Source organism: Streptomyces sp. NPDC104581, from assembly GCF_055583685.1.
The window spans coordinates 307,937-322,926 of record NZ_JBVJNN010000003.1 but is presented as its reverse complement, the minus strand read 5'-3'; the positions used below and the strand labels follow the sequence as shown (position 1 = coordinate 322,926).

General features: G+C 72.2%; 15 protein-coding genes and 1 pseudogene. 11 read left to right on the top strand and 5 right to left on the bottom strand.

Features of this window, described 5'->3' with window-relative positions:
* The first annotated feature begins 123 nt into the window (after positions 1 to 123).
* From deoC to ACZ61E_RS04695, 3 genes are read left to right on the top strand one after another with little or no spacing between them, the layout of a single operon-like run.
* Positions 124 to 1,101, top strand: a complete 978-nt coding sequence (gene deoC / locus ACZ61E_RS04705) for a deoxyribose-phosphate aldolase (RefSeq protein WP_469697544.1) — start codon at positions 124 to 126, stop codon at positions 1,099 to 1,101.
* A 6-nt stretch (positions 1,102 to 1,107) separates the two neighbouring features.
* Entirely contained in the window at positions 1,108 to 2,538 is a 1,431-nt protein-coding gene (locus tag ACZ61E_RS04700) for an aldehyde dehydrogenase family protein (protein ID WP_469697543.1), read from the top strand.
* On the top strand, positions 2,531 to 3,421 hold the full coding sequence (locus ACZ61E_RS04695; protein ID WP_469697542.1) for an aldehyde dehydrogenase family protein: 891 nt from the start codon (positions 2,531 to 2,533) through the stop codon (positions 3,419 to 3,421). Before ACZ61E_RS04700 ends, ACZ61E_RS04695 begins: the two co-directional genes overlap by 8 nt.
* Before the next feature lie 67 nt (positions 3,422 to 3,488).
* Here the strand turns inward: ACZ61E_RS04695 and ACZ61E_RS04690 are convergent, their stop codons facing one another.
* Positions 3,489 to 3,905, bottom strand: coding sequence for a hypothetical protein (locus ACZ61E_RS04690; protein ID WP_469697541.1), 417 nt, complete (start codon positions 3,903 to 3,905; stop codon positions 3,489 to 3,491).
* Between the two features lie 60 nt (positions 3,906 to 3,965).
* Between ACZ61E_RS04690 and ACZ61E_RS04685 the strand changes: the two are divergent.
* Positions 3,966 to 4,708, top strand: a pseudogene (locus ACZ61E_RS04685) (uridine kinase family protein).
* A gap of 175 nt (positions 4,709 to 4,883) precedes the next feature.
* On the opposite strand, the gene ACZ61E_RS04680 reads toward ACZ61E_RS04685, so the two are convergent.
* Positions 4,884 to 5,663, bottom strand: a complete 780-nt coding sequence (locus ACZ61E_RS04680) for a SigE family RNA polymerase sigma factor (RefSeq protein WP_469697540.1) — start codon at positions 5,661 to 5,663, stop codon at positions 4,884 to 4,886.
* Positions 5,664 to 5,855: 192 nt separating this feature from the next.
* On the opposite strand from ACZ61E_RS04680, the gene afsQ1 reads away from it, so the two are divergent.
* The 5 genes from afsQ1 (at position 5,856) to ACZ61E_RS04655 (ending at position 9,872) form a co-directional block, all read left to right on the top strand.
* The gene (afsQ1, locus tag ACZ61E_RS04675) at positions 5,856 to 6,533 is read left to right on the top strand and encodes a two-component system response regulator AfsQ1 (RefSeq protein WP_187280095.1); all 678 of its coding nucleotides are present in this window, start codon (positions 5,856 to 5,858) and stop codon (positions 6,531 to 6,533) included.
* A 164-nt stretch (positions 6,534 to 6,697) separates the two neighbouring features.
* Entirely contained in the window at positions 6,698 to 8,224 is a 1,527-nt protein-coding gene (locus tag ACZ61E_RS04670) for an ATP-binding protein (RefSeq protein ID WP_469697539.1), read from the top strand.
* Positions 8,221 to 8,841 carry a hypothetical protein gene (locus ACZ61E_RS04665; protein ID WP_469697538.1) on the top strand — a complete coding sequence of 207 codons (621 nt, stop codon included), beginning with the start codon at positions 8,221 to 8,223 and terminating at the stop codon, positions 8,839 to 8,841. The genes ACZ61E_RS04670 and ACZ61E_RS04665 overlap by 4 nt, the downstream gene beginning before the upstream one ends.
* Positions 8,842 to 9,022: 181 nt before the next feature.
* The gene (locus ACZ61E_RS04660) at positions 9,023 to 9,577 is read left to right on the top strand and encodes a VanZ family protein (protein WP_469697537.1); all 555 of its coding nucleotides are present in this window, start codon (positions 9,023 to 9,025) and stop codon (positions 9,575 to 9,577) included.
* A 91-nt stretch (positions 9,578 to 9,668) separates the two neighbouring features.
* On the top strand, positions 9,669 to 9,872 hold the full coding sequence (locus tag ACZ61E_RS04655; RefSeq protein WP_469697536.1) for a PspC domain-containing protein: 204 nt from the start codon (positions 9,669 to 9,671) through the stop codon (positions 9,870 to 9,872).
* Positions 9,873 to 9,994: 122 nt separating this feature from the next.
* On the opposite strand, the gene ACZ61E_RS04650 is transcribed toward ACZ61E_RS04655, so the two are convergent.
* On the bottom strand, positions 9,995 to 10,324 hold the full coding sequence (locus tag ACZ61E_RS04650; protein WP_469697535.1) for an ATP-binding protein: 330 nt from the start codon (positions 10,322 to 10,324) through the stop codon (positions 9,995 to 9,997).
* A gap of 137 nt (positions 10,325 to 10,461) precedes the next feature.
* The gene (locus ACZ61E_RS04645; protein ID WP_469697534.1) at positions 10,462 to 11,607 is read right to left on the bottom strand and encodes an adenosine deaminase; all 1,146 of its coding nucleotides are present in this window, start codon (positions 11,605 to 11,607) and stop codon (positions 10,462 to 10,464) included.
* Positions 11,608 to 11,710: 103 nt separating this feature from the next.
* On the opposite strand from ACZ61E_RS04645, the gene ACZ61E_RS04640 reads away from it, so the two are divergent.
* Positions 11,711 to 12,529, top strand: a complete 819-nt coding sequence (locus tag ACZ61E_RS04640; protein ID WP_469697533.1) for an alpha/beta hydrolase — start codon at positions 11,711 to 11,713, stop codon at positions 12,527 to 12,529.
* Between the two features lie 56 nt (positions 12,530 to 12,585).
* Here the strand turns inward: ACZ61E_RS04640 and ACZ61E_RS04635 are convergent, their stop codons facing one another.
* Complete coding sequence (locus tag ACZ61E_RS04635) at positions 12,586 to 13,623, bottom strand: LysR family transcriptional regulator (RefSeq protein ID WP_469697532.1); 1,038 nt, start codon at positions 13,621 to 13,623, stop codon at positions 12,586 to 12,588.
* A 62-nt stretch (positions 13,624 to 13,685) separates the two neighbouring features.
* Between ACZ61E_RS04635 and ACZ61E_RS04630 the strand changes: the two genes are divergently transcribed.
* On the top strand, positions 13,686 to 14,984 hold the full coding sequence (locus ACZ61E_RS04630; RefSeq protein WP_469697531.1) for an MFS transporter: 1,299 nt from the start codon (positions 13,686 to 13,688) through the stop codon (positions 14,982 to 14,984).
* The last annotated feature ends 6 nt before the right edge of the window (positions 14,985 to 14,990 follow it).

Here is a 14,990-nt window from a genome sequence, read left to right as displayed (position 1 = left end):
GAGGCGGCGGGGACGGCGCCATCGCCCCCGAGGGTGCGACGAATGTGAGGTGTTCGTGCCGTGCGTTGTCGGGTCACCCCCTGTACATGCTGCTACGCGCGTAGATATGCTCATGTGGTGACCATGCCCACGACTGCACCCTCGCCCACAGGCTCCGCCGTGGGCGGTGCCCCCCTCGCCGACGTGACCGCGTCCGACAGTTCGCTGCGCCGGTTCCTCCACGGGCTGCCCGGCGTCGACGCCGTCGGCCTGGAGGCGCGCGCGGCATCGCTCGGTACGCGCTCGATCAAGACGACGGCCAAGGCGTACGCCATCGACCTGGCCATCTCGATGATCGACCTGACGACCCTGGAAGGCGCCGACACCCCCGGCAAGGTCCGCTCGCTCGCCGCCAAGGCGCTGCGCCCGGACCCGACGGACCGCACCGTCCCGACGACGGCCGCGCTCTGCGTCTATCCGGACATGGTGGAGACCGCCGTCGCCGCTCTCGCCGGGAGCGAGGTGAAGGTCGCCTCGGTCGCGACCGCCTTCCCCGCCGGGCGCGCCGCGCTCGCCGTGAAGCTCGCCGACGTACGGGACGCCGTCGCGGCCGGTGCCGACGAGATCGACATGGTGATCGACCGCGGTGCGTTCCTCGCGGGCCACTACCTGAAGGTCTACGAGGAGATCGCGGCCGTGAAGGCCGAGTGCGGCGCCGCCCGCCTCAAGGTCATCTTCGAGACCGGCGAACTGTCCACGTACGACAACATCCGCCGCGCCTGCTGGCTCGGCATGGTCGCCGGCGCGGACTTCATCAAGACCTCGACCGGCAAGGTGGCCGTCAACGCCACCCCGGCCAACACGCTGCTGCTGCTGGAGGCCGTACGGGACTTCCGGGCGCAGACCGGCGTCCAGGTCGGTGTGAAGCCCGCGGGCGGGATCCGTACCAGCAAGGACGCGATCAAGTTCCTCGTGCTGGTCAACGAGACCGTGGGCGAGGACTGGCTGGACAACCACTGGTTCCGCTTCGGCGCCTCCAGCCTCCTCAACGACCTGCTGATGCAGCGCCAGAAGCTGGCCACCGGCCGCTACTCCGGCCCCGACTACGTCACGGTGGACTGATACACGATGGCTTTCGAATACGCACCGGCCCCCGAGTCGCGCTCGGTCGTGGACATCGCGCCGAGCTACGGCCTGTTCATCGACGGCGAGTTCACCGACGCCGCCGACGGCAAGGTCTTCAAGACGGTCTCCCCCGCCACCGAGGAGGTCCTGTCCGAGGTGGCCCGCGCGGGCGCCGAGGACGTCGACCGGGCCGTGAAGGCGGCCCGCAGGGCGTTCACGAAGTGGTCGGCGCTGCCGGGCGCCGAGCGCGCCAAGTACCTCTTCCGGATCGCCCGGATCATCCAGGAGCGCTCACGCGAACTGGCCGTCCTGGAGACCCTCGACAACGGCAAGCCGATCCGGGAGACCCGCGACGCGGACCTCCCGCTGGTCGCCGCGCACTTCTTCTACTACGCGGGCTGGGCCGACAAGCTCGACCACGCCGGGTACGGTCCCGGTCCCCGCCCGCTGGGTGTCGCGGGCCAGGTCATCCCGTGGAACTTCCCGCTGCTGATGCTGGCGTGGAAGATCGCCCCGGCGCTTGCCACGGGCAACACGGTGGTCCTGAAGCCCGCCGAGACGACCCCGCTGAGCGCGCTGTTCTTCGCGGACATCTGCCGCCAGGCCGGTCTGCCGCGCGGCGTCGTCAACATCCTTCCCGGGTACGGCGACACGGGGGCCGCCCTGGTCGAGCACGAGGACGTCGACAAGATCGCCTTCACGGGTTCGACCGCCGTCGGCAAGGCCATCGCCCGGCAGATCGCGGGCACGGAGAAGAAGGTCACGCTCGAACTCGGCGGCAAGGGCGCCAACATCGTCTTCGACGACGCCCCGGTCGACCAGGCCGTCGAGGGCATCGTCACCGGCATCTTCTTCAACCAGGGCCAGGTGTGCTGCGCCGGATCGCGGCTGCTGGTCCAGGAGTCGGTCCGGGACGAGCTGCTGGACTCGCTCAAGCGCCGGCTGTCCACGCTGCGCGTCGGCGACCCGCTGGACAAGAACACGGACCTCGGCGCCATCAACTCCGCCGAGCAGCTGGCCCGGATCAGGACACTGGCCGACACGGGCGAGGCCGAGGGCGCCGAGCGCTGGTCGCCGGAGTGCGAACTCCCCTCGTCCGGCTACTGGTTCGCGCCGACCCTCTTCACCAACGTCACGCAGGCGCACACCGTCGCGCGCGACGAGATCTTCGGCCCGGTGCTCTCCGTGCTGACGTTCCGCACGCCGGACGAGGCGGTCGCCAAGGCCAACAACACGCAGTACGGCCTCTCCGCCGGCATCTGGACGGAGAAGGGCTCCCGGATCCTCGCCGTCGCGAACAAGCTCCGCGCGGGTGTGGTGTGGGCCAACACGTTCAACAAGTTCGACCCGGCCTCGCCCTTCGGCGGCTACAAGGAGTCGGGTCACGGCCGCGAGGGCGGTCGCCACGGTCTGGAGGCGTATCTCGATGTCTGAGTCCGAGCGACTGTCAGTCTTCAAGACCTACAAGCTGTACGTCGGGGGCAAGTTCCCCCGCTCCGAGAGCGGCCGGGTGTACGAGGTGACGGACTCGAAGGGCAGGTGGCTGGCCAACGCGCCGAAGTCCTCCCGCAAGGACGCGCGTGACGCGGTCTCGGCCGCCCGCAAGGCGTTCGGCGGCTGGTCCGGCGCCACCGCCTACAACAGGGGCCAGGTGCTCTACCGCGTCGCCGAGATGCTGGAGGGCCGCGGCGCGCAGTTCACCGCCGAGGTGGCCGCCTCCGAGGGCGTCTCCAAGGCGAAGGCGGCGGCCGTCGTGGCCGCGACCGTCGACCGCTGGGTCTGGTACGCGGGCTGGACGGACAAGATCGCCCAGGTCGCGGGCGGCGCCAACCCGGTGGCGGGCCCGTTCTTCAACCTGTCCACGCCGGAGCCCACCGGTGTCGTGGCGGTCCTCGCGCCGCAGGACTCGTCGTTCCTCGGGCTGGTCTCGGTCCTCGCCCCGGTGATCGCCACCGGCAACACGGCGGTCGTCGTGACGAGCGAGCGCTCCCCGCTGCCCGCCCTGTCCCTGGGCGAGGTGCTGGCCACCTCCGACGTACCGGGCGGCGTCGTCAACATCCTCTCGGGCGGTACGGCGGAACTGGCCGCACCGCTCGCGGCGCACCAGGACGTCAACGGCATCGATCTGTACGGCGCCGACGAGACGCTGGCCAAGGAGTTGGAGATCGCGGCGGCGGACAACCTGAAGCGGGTACTGCGTCCGTCGCCGGTGGACTTCACCGCCGATCCCGGTGTCGGGCGCCTGACGGCGTTCCTGGAGACGAAGACCGTCTGGCACCCCACGGGCAGCCTGGGCGCGTCGGGCTCCGGCTACTGATCCCCCACCGGTCGCGGGCGGGCGGTGCGCGGCCCGTCCCGCGGCCGGGGGAACGGGATCTGCGCGCTCAGCCCGGCAGCAACCCGGTGACCGGTCCGACCAGCGGCAGGTCCTCAAGACCGCCGCCCTGGGTGATCGAGTCCGTCACCAGCGCCGTCGACAGCGGCTTGAAGTCGGCGATCTGCGTGCCCACCGCGTTGTCCAGCGGGTCCACGCCCGTCTTGGCCAGCGGGTTGAGCTGAAGGCTCTTGACCGGTCCCAGACCCCCGGCGAGGGTGTGCCCGACCGCGCCCCCGAGCCCCTGACCGGCCGCCGCACCGGCCGCGGCGAGTTCGCTGTCAGGTCCGGAAGCGGGCACGGGCGCGGCCGGCGCGGCCTGCGCGGCGCCACCGCCGAGACCGATGACCGCGCCCGCCGCGGTGAACGTCAGCCCGGCGCGCAGCAGGGCGCGGCGCCGGGAGGTGGGAGCTGAGTGACGTGCCATGGGGTTCCTGCCTGGGCGAGGGAGACGAGTAAGCGGAATGACACGCACAGTAGTTGAGATGTGACGCTCGATACCAACACCGCAGGCGGGGGTCCCCTGGGCGGGTGTATGCCTCACACTGGTGTCCCGTGAGTCCCCACCGAACCGCCTCCGCGCGCGTCGTCCTGCTCGCGGGCCCCTCCGGCTCCGGCAAGTCGTCGCTCGCCGCCCGCGCGGGCCTGCCCGTGCTCCGTCTCGACGACTTCTACAAGGAGGGCGACGACCCGACGCTGCCGCTGGTCGCGGGCAGCACGGACATCGACTGGGACTCCGCGCTGTCCTGGGACGCGGACGCGGCGGTCGCCGCGATCCTGGAGCTGTGCCGTACGGGCCGTACGACCGTCCCCGTCTACTCGATCGCCACCAGTTCCCGTGTCGACACCGAGGAGTTGGACATCGGGCGTACGCAGCTGTTCATCGCCGAGGGCATCTTCGCGGCCGATGTCGTCGCGCGCTGCGAGGAGTTGGGGGTCCTGGCGGACGCGCTCTGTCTGCGGGGCCGTCCCTCGACGACGTTCCGCCGCCGGCTGGTCCGGGATCTGCGCGAGGGCCGGAAGTCGGTGGCGTTCCTGCTGCGGCGGGGCTGGCGGCTGATGCGCGCGGAGCGCGGCATCGTCTGCCGTCAGACGGCGCTGGGGGCGCATCCCTGCGCGAAGGCGGAGGCGCTCGGCCGGATCGCCAACGCCGCGGCGGGCAGCACCCGGCCGCGTACGGCGACGGCGGACCCGTCGGCGCCGGTGCGTCCGGCGAGCACCGGCCGCTGAGCGCCGGACGGACCGCGCGCGGGGCCCTTGAACGCGCGAAGACCGGACAGGCCCCCCAGCCTGTCCGGTCCTGCTCGGTGCACCCCCGTGCCCCCGTACCGTTCCTGCCGTCTCCCCCGAAACGGCAGCCCTTCCCCGGGCCCCCCGGCCCCGGGTCCTGCTCCCCCCGCCGCCTTCAGGCCACCAGCTCGCCGAAGGACTCCTCCTCGTCACGTCCGAAGCTGAGGACCTCGTCCTCGCGCAGCCGGCGGAGCGACCGCCAGATGCTGGACTTCACCGTGCCGACACTGATGTCGAGGATGTCCGCGATCTCGGGATCGGTGCGGCCCTCGTAGTAACGCAGCACCAGCATGGTGCGCTGCGTCTCGGGAAGGCGCGAGAGCGCCTGCCAGAGCACCGTGCGCAGCTCCGTGCCGCGCATCGCGTCGGTGTCGCCGACCGTCTCCGGCAGCTCCTCCGTCGGGTACTCGTTGAGCTTGCGCCTGCGCCAGGCGCTGATGTGCAGGTTGGTCATCGTGCGGCGGAGATAGCCGCCGACGGCCGCCTTGTCACTGATCCTGTCCCAGGCGCGGTACGTGGAGAAGAGCGCGCTCTGGAGCAGGTCCTCCGCCTCGAACCGGTCCCCGGTCAGGTGGTAGGCGGTGGCGTACAGAGAGGCCCGGCGCTCCTGGACGTAGGCCGTGAACGCCGTCTCGGCGTCCGTGACCTCCGTCACCCTGTCGCGCTCCCCCGTGGCCTCTCCGTACGCCGCGCCCTCTTTCCCCCGTCCCTCGGCGTTGTCCGCCGTGGGCCTGCGCGCCGCCTCGACCACCGTGATGTACGGCGGCCGATGCTGACGCCCGGCGCCGCGAACGCACCCCCGCCCGTTCACGGCGCCGGACTTCTCGGTGCTCCGTGCGACGTCGTGGAGACGCGTGATTACTGCGCTAGAGGTCGTGCTGTGCAGTGAGTTCATCTCGCGCCCCCCGTCGGCTGGAGTCTGCTTGTTCCGTCTGCCAAAGAGATTGCCGGGCCAGTTTCATGGGCCTGTCCGCCGACTGTCACAGGGCTGTCACAGGGGTTCTGGATCATGGCGGGATATGTGGTGGAACTGTGGGAGCGCTCCGACTGTCGAACTGTGGTCCCCCCATGGGCCAGAATGACCTACGTGCCTTTCCTGTTGCTGATCGAGGACGACGACGCCATCCGCACGGCCCTCGAACTCTCGTTGTCACGCCAGGGCCACCGAGTGGCCACTGCGGCGACGGGAGAGGACGGCCTGAATCTGCTGCGAGAACAGCGGCCAGACCTGATCGTTCTGGATGTGATGCTGCCCGGTATTGACGGTTTCGAGGTATGCCGTCGTATCAGGCGGACCGACCAGTTGCCGATCATCCTGCTGACCGCGCGCAGCGACGACATCGACGTGGTCGTCGGGCTGGAGTCCGGGGCGGACGACTACGTGGTCAAACCCGTGCAGGGCCGGGTGCTCGACGCCCGCATCCGGGCCGTACTGCGGCGCGGGGAGCGGGAGTCGACGGATTCGGCCACCTTCGGCAGCCTGGTCATCGACCGCTCCGCCATGACCGTCACGAAGAACGGTGACGACCTCCAGCTCACACCCACCGAGCTGCGGCTGCTCCTGGAGCTGAGCCGGCGGCCCGGACAGGCGCTGTCCCGGCAGCAACTGCTTCGGCTGGTGTGGGAGCACGACTATCTGGGCGACTCGCGGCTGGTCGACGCCTGTGTGCAGCGACTGCGCGCGAAGGTGGAGGACATTCCGTCGTCGCCGACGCTGATCCGTACGGTCCGAGGCGTGGGATACCGGCTGGACGCGCCTTCGTGAGCGGCGGGGAACCCACGGCCGGCGGGTCCGCCGGGGGAGCGGACCCACCGGGCGGACCTGACGGCGCGGACGTCCCGGACGGCCCGGACAGCTCGGGCGGGGACGCGGCCGGCGGAACGGCCCGGCGGCGGACGCGGAAGCGCGCGATTCTGGCGGGGCTGCGCTTGACGAGCCTGCGGCTGCGGCTGGTCGTCGTCTTCGGCGCCATCGCGCTGACCGCCGCCGTCTCGGCGTCGGGGATCGCGTACTGGCTCAACCGCGAGTCGGTGCTGTCCCGTACGCAGACGGCCGCGCTCAAGGAGTTCAAGCAGGAGATGCGGGACAAGGCCGCGCGGCTGCCGCTGCGGCCGACCCAGCCCGAGCTGGAGTACACGGCGCGGGAGATGGCCGACGGCGGCTCGGGCTTCAGCGTGCTGCTGATCGGTGAGCGTGCCGAGGACAAGCCGGTGGCCGGCGTCTCCGACCAGGACGCTTTCACCCTGGACGACGTGCCCCAGTCGCTGCGGACGGCGGTGAACGACCGGCAGGAGGTCACGTCCGGCAACTCGTCGCCGTACCACGTCTTCTGGCAGCGCACGGAGCGCGAAGGGACGCCCTACCTGGTGGGCGGCACCCGTATCGTCGGCGGCGGGCCGACCGGTTACGTCTTCCTCTCGCTGGAACAGGAGCGGGAGGACCTCAACGCGCTGGCGTGGTCGCTGGCGATCGCGACGGGCCTGGCGCTCATCGGGTCCGCGCTGCTCGCGCAGGCGGCGGCCACGACCGTGCTGAAGCCGGTGCAGCGGCTCGGTGACGCGGCGCGGCGGCTCGGCGAGGGCAAGCTCGACACCCGGCTGCGGGTGTCGGGGACGGACGAACTGGCCGATCTGTCGCGGACGTTCAACAACGCCGCCGCCTCCCTCCAGAAGAAGATCGACGACATGAGCGCGCGTGAGGAGTCGAGCCGCCGCTTCGTCGCCGACATGTCGCACGAGCTGCGCACCCCGCTGACCGCGCTGACGGCGGTGACCGAGGTGCTGGAGGACGAGGCGGACACCCTCGACCCGATGATCGCGCCCGCCGTGACCCTGGTCGTGAGCGAGACCCGCAGGCTCAACGACCTGGTGGAGAACCTGATGGAGGTGACCCGCTTCGACGCGGGCACCGCCCGGCTCGTCCTCGACGACGTCGACGTCGCCGACCAGGTCACCGCCTGTATCGACGCGCGGGCCTGGCTGGACGCGGTGGAGCTGGACGCCGAACGCGGCCTGATGGCCCGTCTCGACCCGCGCCGGCTCGACGTGATCCTGGCGAACCTGATCGGCAACGCGCTCAAGCACGGCGGTTCGCCGGTGCGGGTGTCGGTGCGCACGGTCGGCCGGGAGCTGCTCATCGAGGTACGGGACAACGGGCCGGGCATTCCCGAGGACGTACTGCCGCACGTCTTCGACCGCTTCTACAAGGCGAGCGCGTCACGGCCGCGGTCGGAGGGCAGCGGTCTGGGTCTCTCCATCGCGATGGAGAACGCGCACATCCACGGGGGCGACATCACCGCGGCCAACGTCCCCGACGGAGGCGCGGTCTTCGTCCTGCGGCTGCCGCACGAGATATCCGAGGACTCCGCCGAGGGGTTCACGGACGGCTTCGACGAGGGTTCCGGAGACGGACGCGGAGCCGGAGACGGACGTGGAGAAGGAGGCGGGGCGCGGTGAGGCGCGGAACACCGGCCGGGCGGTCCCTGGCCGTGCTCGCGGGCGCGCTCGCGCTGGCGGGCCTCGCGACGGGCTGCGGGATCAGGACGACGGCGGTGCCGGTGAACGCGGGCGCCGCGCCCTCCCGGGTGCCGTGCGAGGTGTCGGAGGGGAATCTGACCACCCAGGCGCAGCCGGGGGTGGCGGTCAGGGTCTATCTGGTGTGCGCGTCGGAACTGGCGCCGGTGGAGCGGGCGGCGTCCATCCCGGCGGAGAAGGCGCTCGGCGACCGCGTGCAGGTGGCTCAGGCGCTCCTGGACGAGCTGACGGAGGAGCCGTCGTCCACCGAGCGGGACGCGGGCTTCGAGTCGTACGTACGGGGGCCCCTGACGGTCACCGGGGCGCGCGCGGACGATCCGCTGGGGACGCTGCGGCTGAACCGCCAGCCGGAGGACCTGCCGACGGCCGCGCTGGCGCAGATCGTGTGCACGCTCATCGAGGGCACGGCGACGGACGGTTCGGTGGTGCTGGGCGGGCCGGGGGCGTACGGAGCGCGCGGGTACCGGTGCGACGACGACACCAAGCGCAGCCCCGGGTCGGCTCTGCCGACGACGGGCCCGCTGCCGTCCGCTTCCTGAGGAGGCGGGCCCGGCGGGGCGGTACGCGTCCGGTGCGCGGGGCCGGGTGGTGGCTTCGGGGTGACCCCCGTCTCACGTGGGCCTCCATTTGGAACTCGCCGGAACCGTTCCCGGCGGTGGCCGCGTCTTGGGGTTCGTGCAGCGCCAAGGTTGGGGCGGCAGTGCCGCTTTCCGTTTCCGCGTGGCGGGGGTCGTCCTCCTCCTCGTGCATCTGCTGCTCGTCGCGTGGCTGACGTTGCGCCCGCTGGACGTGGTGTGGATGACGGCGGCGAACTTCGAGCCGCTCGCGGGCATCAAGGCCGATCTCGCCCTCGGCCCGCTCCAGGCTGTCCGCCGGATCGGCGAGGGGCTTCTGCTGCTGGCCCCCCTCGGGGTTCTCCTCCCCATGGCGGGGGGCAGGCTGACCGTCTCGCCGCTGGCCTCGCTGGCCCGCACGACGGCCGCGGGGGCGTTCATCTCGCTGGGGATCGAGCTGCTCCAGACCGGGATTCCCGGACAGGTCGTCGACGTGGACTCGCTGCTGCTCAACACGGCCGGGGTGGGCATCGCGCATCTGCTGTTCGTCCCGGCGGGACGGGCGCGGCTGCGGCGCCGGCGCGGGCCCGGACGGAGGCGGGCGCCGGCGCCGGCCCCGGGCGGGACGGGTGGCGAGCCGCCGCGCGTCCTGCGGGAGAAGGCTCCTCAGGGGAGTCAGGGGACGACCCCGACGATTACCAGGGTCGGTATCGCCCCGTAGAGCGACGCTTTGTCCCGGCGCTCCGGGCCAGCATGGAGTCATCGGGAGCACGACGAGAGGCTCCCGCCGAGGACTCGCGAAGGAGCCCATCATGTCCGCGATTGCCCGCCCGAGTCAGGGACGCATGATCGGTGGAGTGTGCGCGGCGCTGGCACGGCGCTTCGGCACCTCCGCGAACACGATGCGTGTGATCTTCCTGGCCTCGTGCCTGCTGCCCGGCCCGCAGTTCCTGCTCTACCTCGCACTGTGGGTGTTCCTGCCGGGCGAGAAGCGCGCGGCGGCCACGGCCTGGTAGCCGGACCCGGCCGCCGGACGGGCCCGTTGAGCCCGTCCGGCGACTGAGTACGGAGACACGTGGCGCGCCCGGCGAGGGTGGCACGCCGGGGCTGCCCCGGCGGCCGGGGGGCGGGCGGTGGGTCAGCCCACCGGCAGCGTGCCGACCGGGAGACCGCCCAGCAGGCCCGTGAGGGGGTTGGCGGTCGTGACGGCGGACAGGGCCGTGGGGGCGACCTGCCGGACCGTGCCGACGCCGCTGCCGACCGCGCCCTGTGCGGCGGTCAGGCCCTCGGAGGTCCCGTTGGGAAGGCTCTTGGTCAGACCTTCGGTCGGCAGGTTCTGGGTGACGCTGTCGAGAGCGCCGCCGGCGTCCGGAGTGACGGGCGCGGCGGACGCGCCACCGGCGGCGGTGGCGGCGAAGGCGGCACCGAGAGCGGCGACGCCGAGGGTCTTGGCAGCGGTCTGCTTCATGAGGAATTACGTCCCTTGGGGAATGGGGAATTGAGCGGCCCTGCAAATTAGCGGTCGCCGCGCATCGCCCGCAAACACCCGGAAGCGGGCCGGATGGTGTGTCCCGGCCCGCTTCACTGGAGCGTTGATCGCCTTACTCAGCTGAGAGAGTCGCTGGTCGTGGCGGTCTGGGTGAACAGCCATTCGGATTTCAACTCGGCGTATCCGGGCTTGATCACGTCGTTGATCATGGCCAGTCGTTCATCGAAAGGAATGAATGCTGATTTCATCGCATTGACCGAGAACCACTGCATGTCGTCGAGCGTGTAGTCGAACGCGTCGGCCAGCAGCTCGAATTCACGGCTCATGCTCGTCCCGCTCATGAGCCGGTTGTCCGTGTTCACGGTCGCCCGGAAATGCAGTTTGCGCAGCAGGCCGATGGGGTGCTCGGCGATCGAGGCGGCGGCGCCCGTCTGGAGGTTGGAGCTGGGGCAGAGTTCCAGCGGGACGCGCTTGTCGCGTACGTAGGAGGCGAGGCGGCCCAGTGTCACCGACCCGTCGTCGGCGACCTCGATGTCGTCGATGATGCGCACGCCGTGACCGAGCCGGTCGGCGCCGCACCACTGGAGGGCCTGCCAGATCGACGGGAGGCCGAACGCCTCGCCCGCGTGGATGGTGAAGTGGTTGTTCTCGCGCTTCAGGAACTCGAAGGCGTCGAGGTGGCGGGTGGGCGGGAAGCCCGCCTCGGCGCCGGCGATGTCGAAGCCGACGACGCCCGAGTCCCGGTAGCGGTTGGCGAGTTCGGCGATCTCCAGGGCGCGGGCCGCGTGGCGCATCGCGGTCAGCAGGGCGCCGACGCGGATCCGGCGGCCCGCCAGACGGGCGCGGCGCTCGCCCTCCTTGAAGCCCTCGTTGACGGCCTCCACGACCTCTTCGAGTGTGAGGCCGGCCTCCAGGTGCTGCTCTGGCGCGTACCGCACCTCCGCGTAGACGACACCGTCCAGCGCGAGGTCCTCGGCGCACTCGGCGGCGACCCGGAACAGCGCGTCGCGGGTCTGCATGACGGCGCAGGTGTGGGCGAAGGTCTCCAGATACCGTTCCAGCGAGCCGGAGTCGGCCGCCTCGCGGAACCAGAGCCCGAGCTTGTCGGGCTCGGTCTCGGGAAGGCCCTCGTAGCCCGTCTCACGGGCGAGTTCGACGATGGTGCCGGGGCGCAGGCCGCCGTCGAGATGGTCGTGGAGAAGCACCTTGGGGGCGCGGCGGATCTGGTCGGCCGTAGGAGGTCGGTAGGTCTGGCTCGTCATCTGCGCACCCTATAGCCTACGCGCGTAGATCGCCTCTCGCCGATACGTAACAGTGACCGTGCGTACGGGCGGCGTACACCTCACCTTCTGAGACTGTTCTGCTATGGGACAGCAGGCAGTTCCCGGTCCGGGCGGGCGCGCGCCGGGCCGTGGCGCTGGGGTGCGCGGACGTCGTACGGAGGCACGGGCGCGGCTGGGGCGGGCGGTCTCCGCGCCGGCCCCGCCGACGGAGGTGGGAGGGGTCGTTCTCGTGCTGCCGCCGGGGGAGCCCGTCTCCGCCCGCGGGCCCTCCGCCCTGGCCTACGCGTCGATGCTGCCACTGGCGCGGACGCTGGCCCGCGCGGGCGCCGCCGAGGGGGTGCTCGTGCACATGGTCCGCTACCGCTCGCGCGGCTGGAACGGCGCGGACGCGCAGCTCTCGGCGGACGCGGCGTGGGCGGCGGAGGAGGTCGTGAGGCGCTACGGCGACGTACCGGTCTGTCTGGCCGGACACGGCATGGGCGGCCGGGCCGCGCTGCGGGCCGCCGGGCATCCGGCCGTCAGCTCGGTGCTGGCGATGGCCCCCTGGCTGCCGGACGGGACGGCGGGCGCGGAGCCGGAGCCGGTGACGCAGCTCGCGGGCCGGCAGGTGCTGATCGTGCACGGCACCAACGACGAGCGCAGCGACCCCGAGTTGTCGCTGCGGCTCGCCGAGCGCGCCCGGCAGGCGAACCGGCACACCTGTCGCTTCGAGGTCCACTCGGACGGGCACGCGCTGCGCCAGCACCACAGTGAAGTCCTGGCGCTGGCCAAGGACTTCGTGCTGGGGGCGCTGCTGTCGCGTACGTACTCGCGGCCGGTGGCCGACGCCCTGGCCGCGCCGCCGCCGCTGGGTCTGCGGATGCCGCTCGCGGCGGGCTTCGGGCGGTCGTTGCGGCCTTAGGTCTGTCGTCGCGGCGGACGTCCACCGGGGCCGTCGACGGTGGCCGTCAACCCGGGTCAGTCGTGCAGCAGATGGCCCCGGCGGGAGAGCAGGAAGCGTTTGAAGGCTGCCACCGGCGGGGTGTCGGGGTGGCCGTCGAGCCAGGCGACACCGACCTCGCGCACCGCGCGGGGCGCGGTGACCGTCAGCTCCACGACACCGGGGCGGGCCACCGCGGGGGGCGGCAGCAGCGCGACGCCGAGGCCGGCCGCGACCAGGCCGCGCAGGGTCTCCGCCTCCTCGCCCTCGAAGGCGACCCGTGGGCGGAACCCGGCGGCCTCACAGAGGTCGTCGGTGATCCGGCGCAGCCCGTAGCCCGGTTCGAGGGTCACGAACGTCTCGTCGGACGCCTCGGCGAGCCGGACGCGTCTGCGGCCGGCCAGCCGGTGGTCGTCGGGGACGACGAGCCGCAGCCGCTGTTCGTCCAGGCGGCGGGCGACCAGGTCGGGGGCCTCGGGGACCGGTGAGGTGAGGCAGAGGTCCAGCTCGCCCGCGCGCAGGCGTTCGAGCATGGCCTCCCCGTAGTTCTGGACGAGCTGGAAGCGGATGCGCGGGTGGTCGGCGCGGAAGGCGCGGATCAGTTCGGGGACGGTCTCGGAGCCCATCGTGTGCAGGAAGCCGAAGGCGACCTTGCCGGACGCGGGGTCGGCGTCCGCCCGTACGGCCTCGGCCGCCCTCTCCACCTCGGCGAGCGCGCCTTCCACGGAGGTGAGGAAGGCGCGGCCGGCGGGGGTGAGCGAGACGGTACGGCCCTTGCGGGCGAACAGCGCGACGCCCAGGTCCTGTTCGAGGCGGACCATCGCGCGAGAGAGCGTGGACTGCGGGACGTTCATGTCGTGCGCGGCGCGGGTGACGTGTTCGTGGCGCGCGACGCCCGCGAACTGGGCCAGTCGGGGGGCCAGCAGCGCGGACCAGGACTCGGGGTCGAGCCCCGCGGTGGGCGGCGCGCCCGGCGCCGTCGTCGGCGGCGCGGCGGCACCCGGGTTCGACGGGGCGATGTCTTGTGCGTAACTGCTTGATGACAGCCGGGGTCCGGACCTGCGTTGATGCGCCATGGGAACGATTATGACGATTCCATGCATTGGACGCATGAGACGGGTGTCCGTACGTTCGTCGTATGCCCTACGCCAGTACAGAGGCGCCCGTCACCACGGGTGCCCTCGCCTCCGCGTCCCCGGCGTCCCCGCCGTCCCCGCCCGACGAGTCCCTCTCCCCCGGACGGCCCGGCTACCGGCGCATGAGCCTCGGTCTCTTCGCCGCCGGTGTCGCGGCCTTCGCGCTGCTCTACTCCACGCAGGCGCTGCTGCCCGCCGTCTCCGCCGACTTCGGCGCGACGGCCGGACAGGCCAGCTGGACGGTGTCGGCGGCCACGGGCGCGCTCGCGCTGTTCGTCCTGCCGCTGAGCGCGCTGTCCGAGCGCTTCGGGCGGCGCACCCTGATGACCGTCTCGCTGACGGTCGCGGTGGTCGTCGGGCTGCTCGTGCCGTTCGCGCCGAACCTCGAATGGCTGATCGCGCTGCGCGCGGTGCAGGGCGCGGCGCTGGCCGGGCTGCCCGCGTCGGCGATGGCGTATCTCGCGGAGGAGGTACGGCCCAAGGCGCTGGTCGGGGCGATCGGGCTGTTCGTCGCGGGCAACAGCATCGGCGGTATGAGCGGCCGCATCGTGGCCGGCTGGGTCAGCCAGCTGTGGGGCTGGCGGGCCGGGCTCGCGGCGATCGGGCTGATCGCGCTGGTGTGCGCGGTGGCCTTCCGCGTACTGCTCCCGAAGGCGCGCCACTTCACGCCCGGGACGCTCGACCCGCGCGCGCTGGCGAGGACGGTGGGCGGGCATCTGGCCGACCCGCTGCTGCGCCGGCTGTACGCGATCGGCGCGCTCTTCATGACGGTCTTCGGCGCGGTCTACACGGCGATCGGGTTCCGGCTCGTGGAGGCGCCGTTCAACCTCCCGCAGGGCGTGATCGGTTCGATCTTCCTGGTCTATCTGGTCGGTACGGTCTCCTCGGCGGCGGCCGGGAAGCTGGTGGCGCGGCTGGGGCGGCGCGGCGCGCTGTATCTGGCGGTCGGCACGACGACGGCGGGGTTGCTGCTGTCGCTGACCGATTCGCTCGCCGCCGTACTGCTGGGCCTGGTCCTGATCACGGCCGGCTTCTTCGCGGGCCACGCGGTCGCCTCGTCGGCGGTGAGCCGGACGGCGAAGACGGGCCGCGCGCAGGCGTCCGCGCTCTACCAGAGCGCGTACTACGTGGGCAGCAGCGTGGGCGGCACCCTGGGCGCCGTGGCGTTCCACACCGGCGGCTGGGCCGCGACGGCGGGGCTCGGACTGCTCGCCGTGTTCGGCGTGGTCTCGGTGACGCTGTACGGGACGCACGCCGCCCGCGCCGAGGAGCGGGCCCTCGCGGCGGCGGCGGGGCGGTAGGACCGG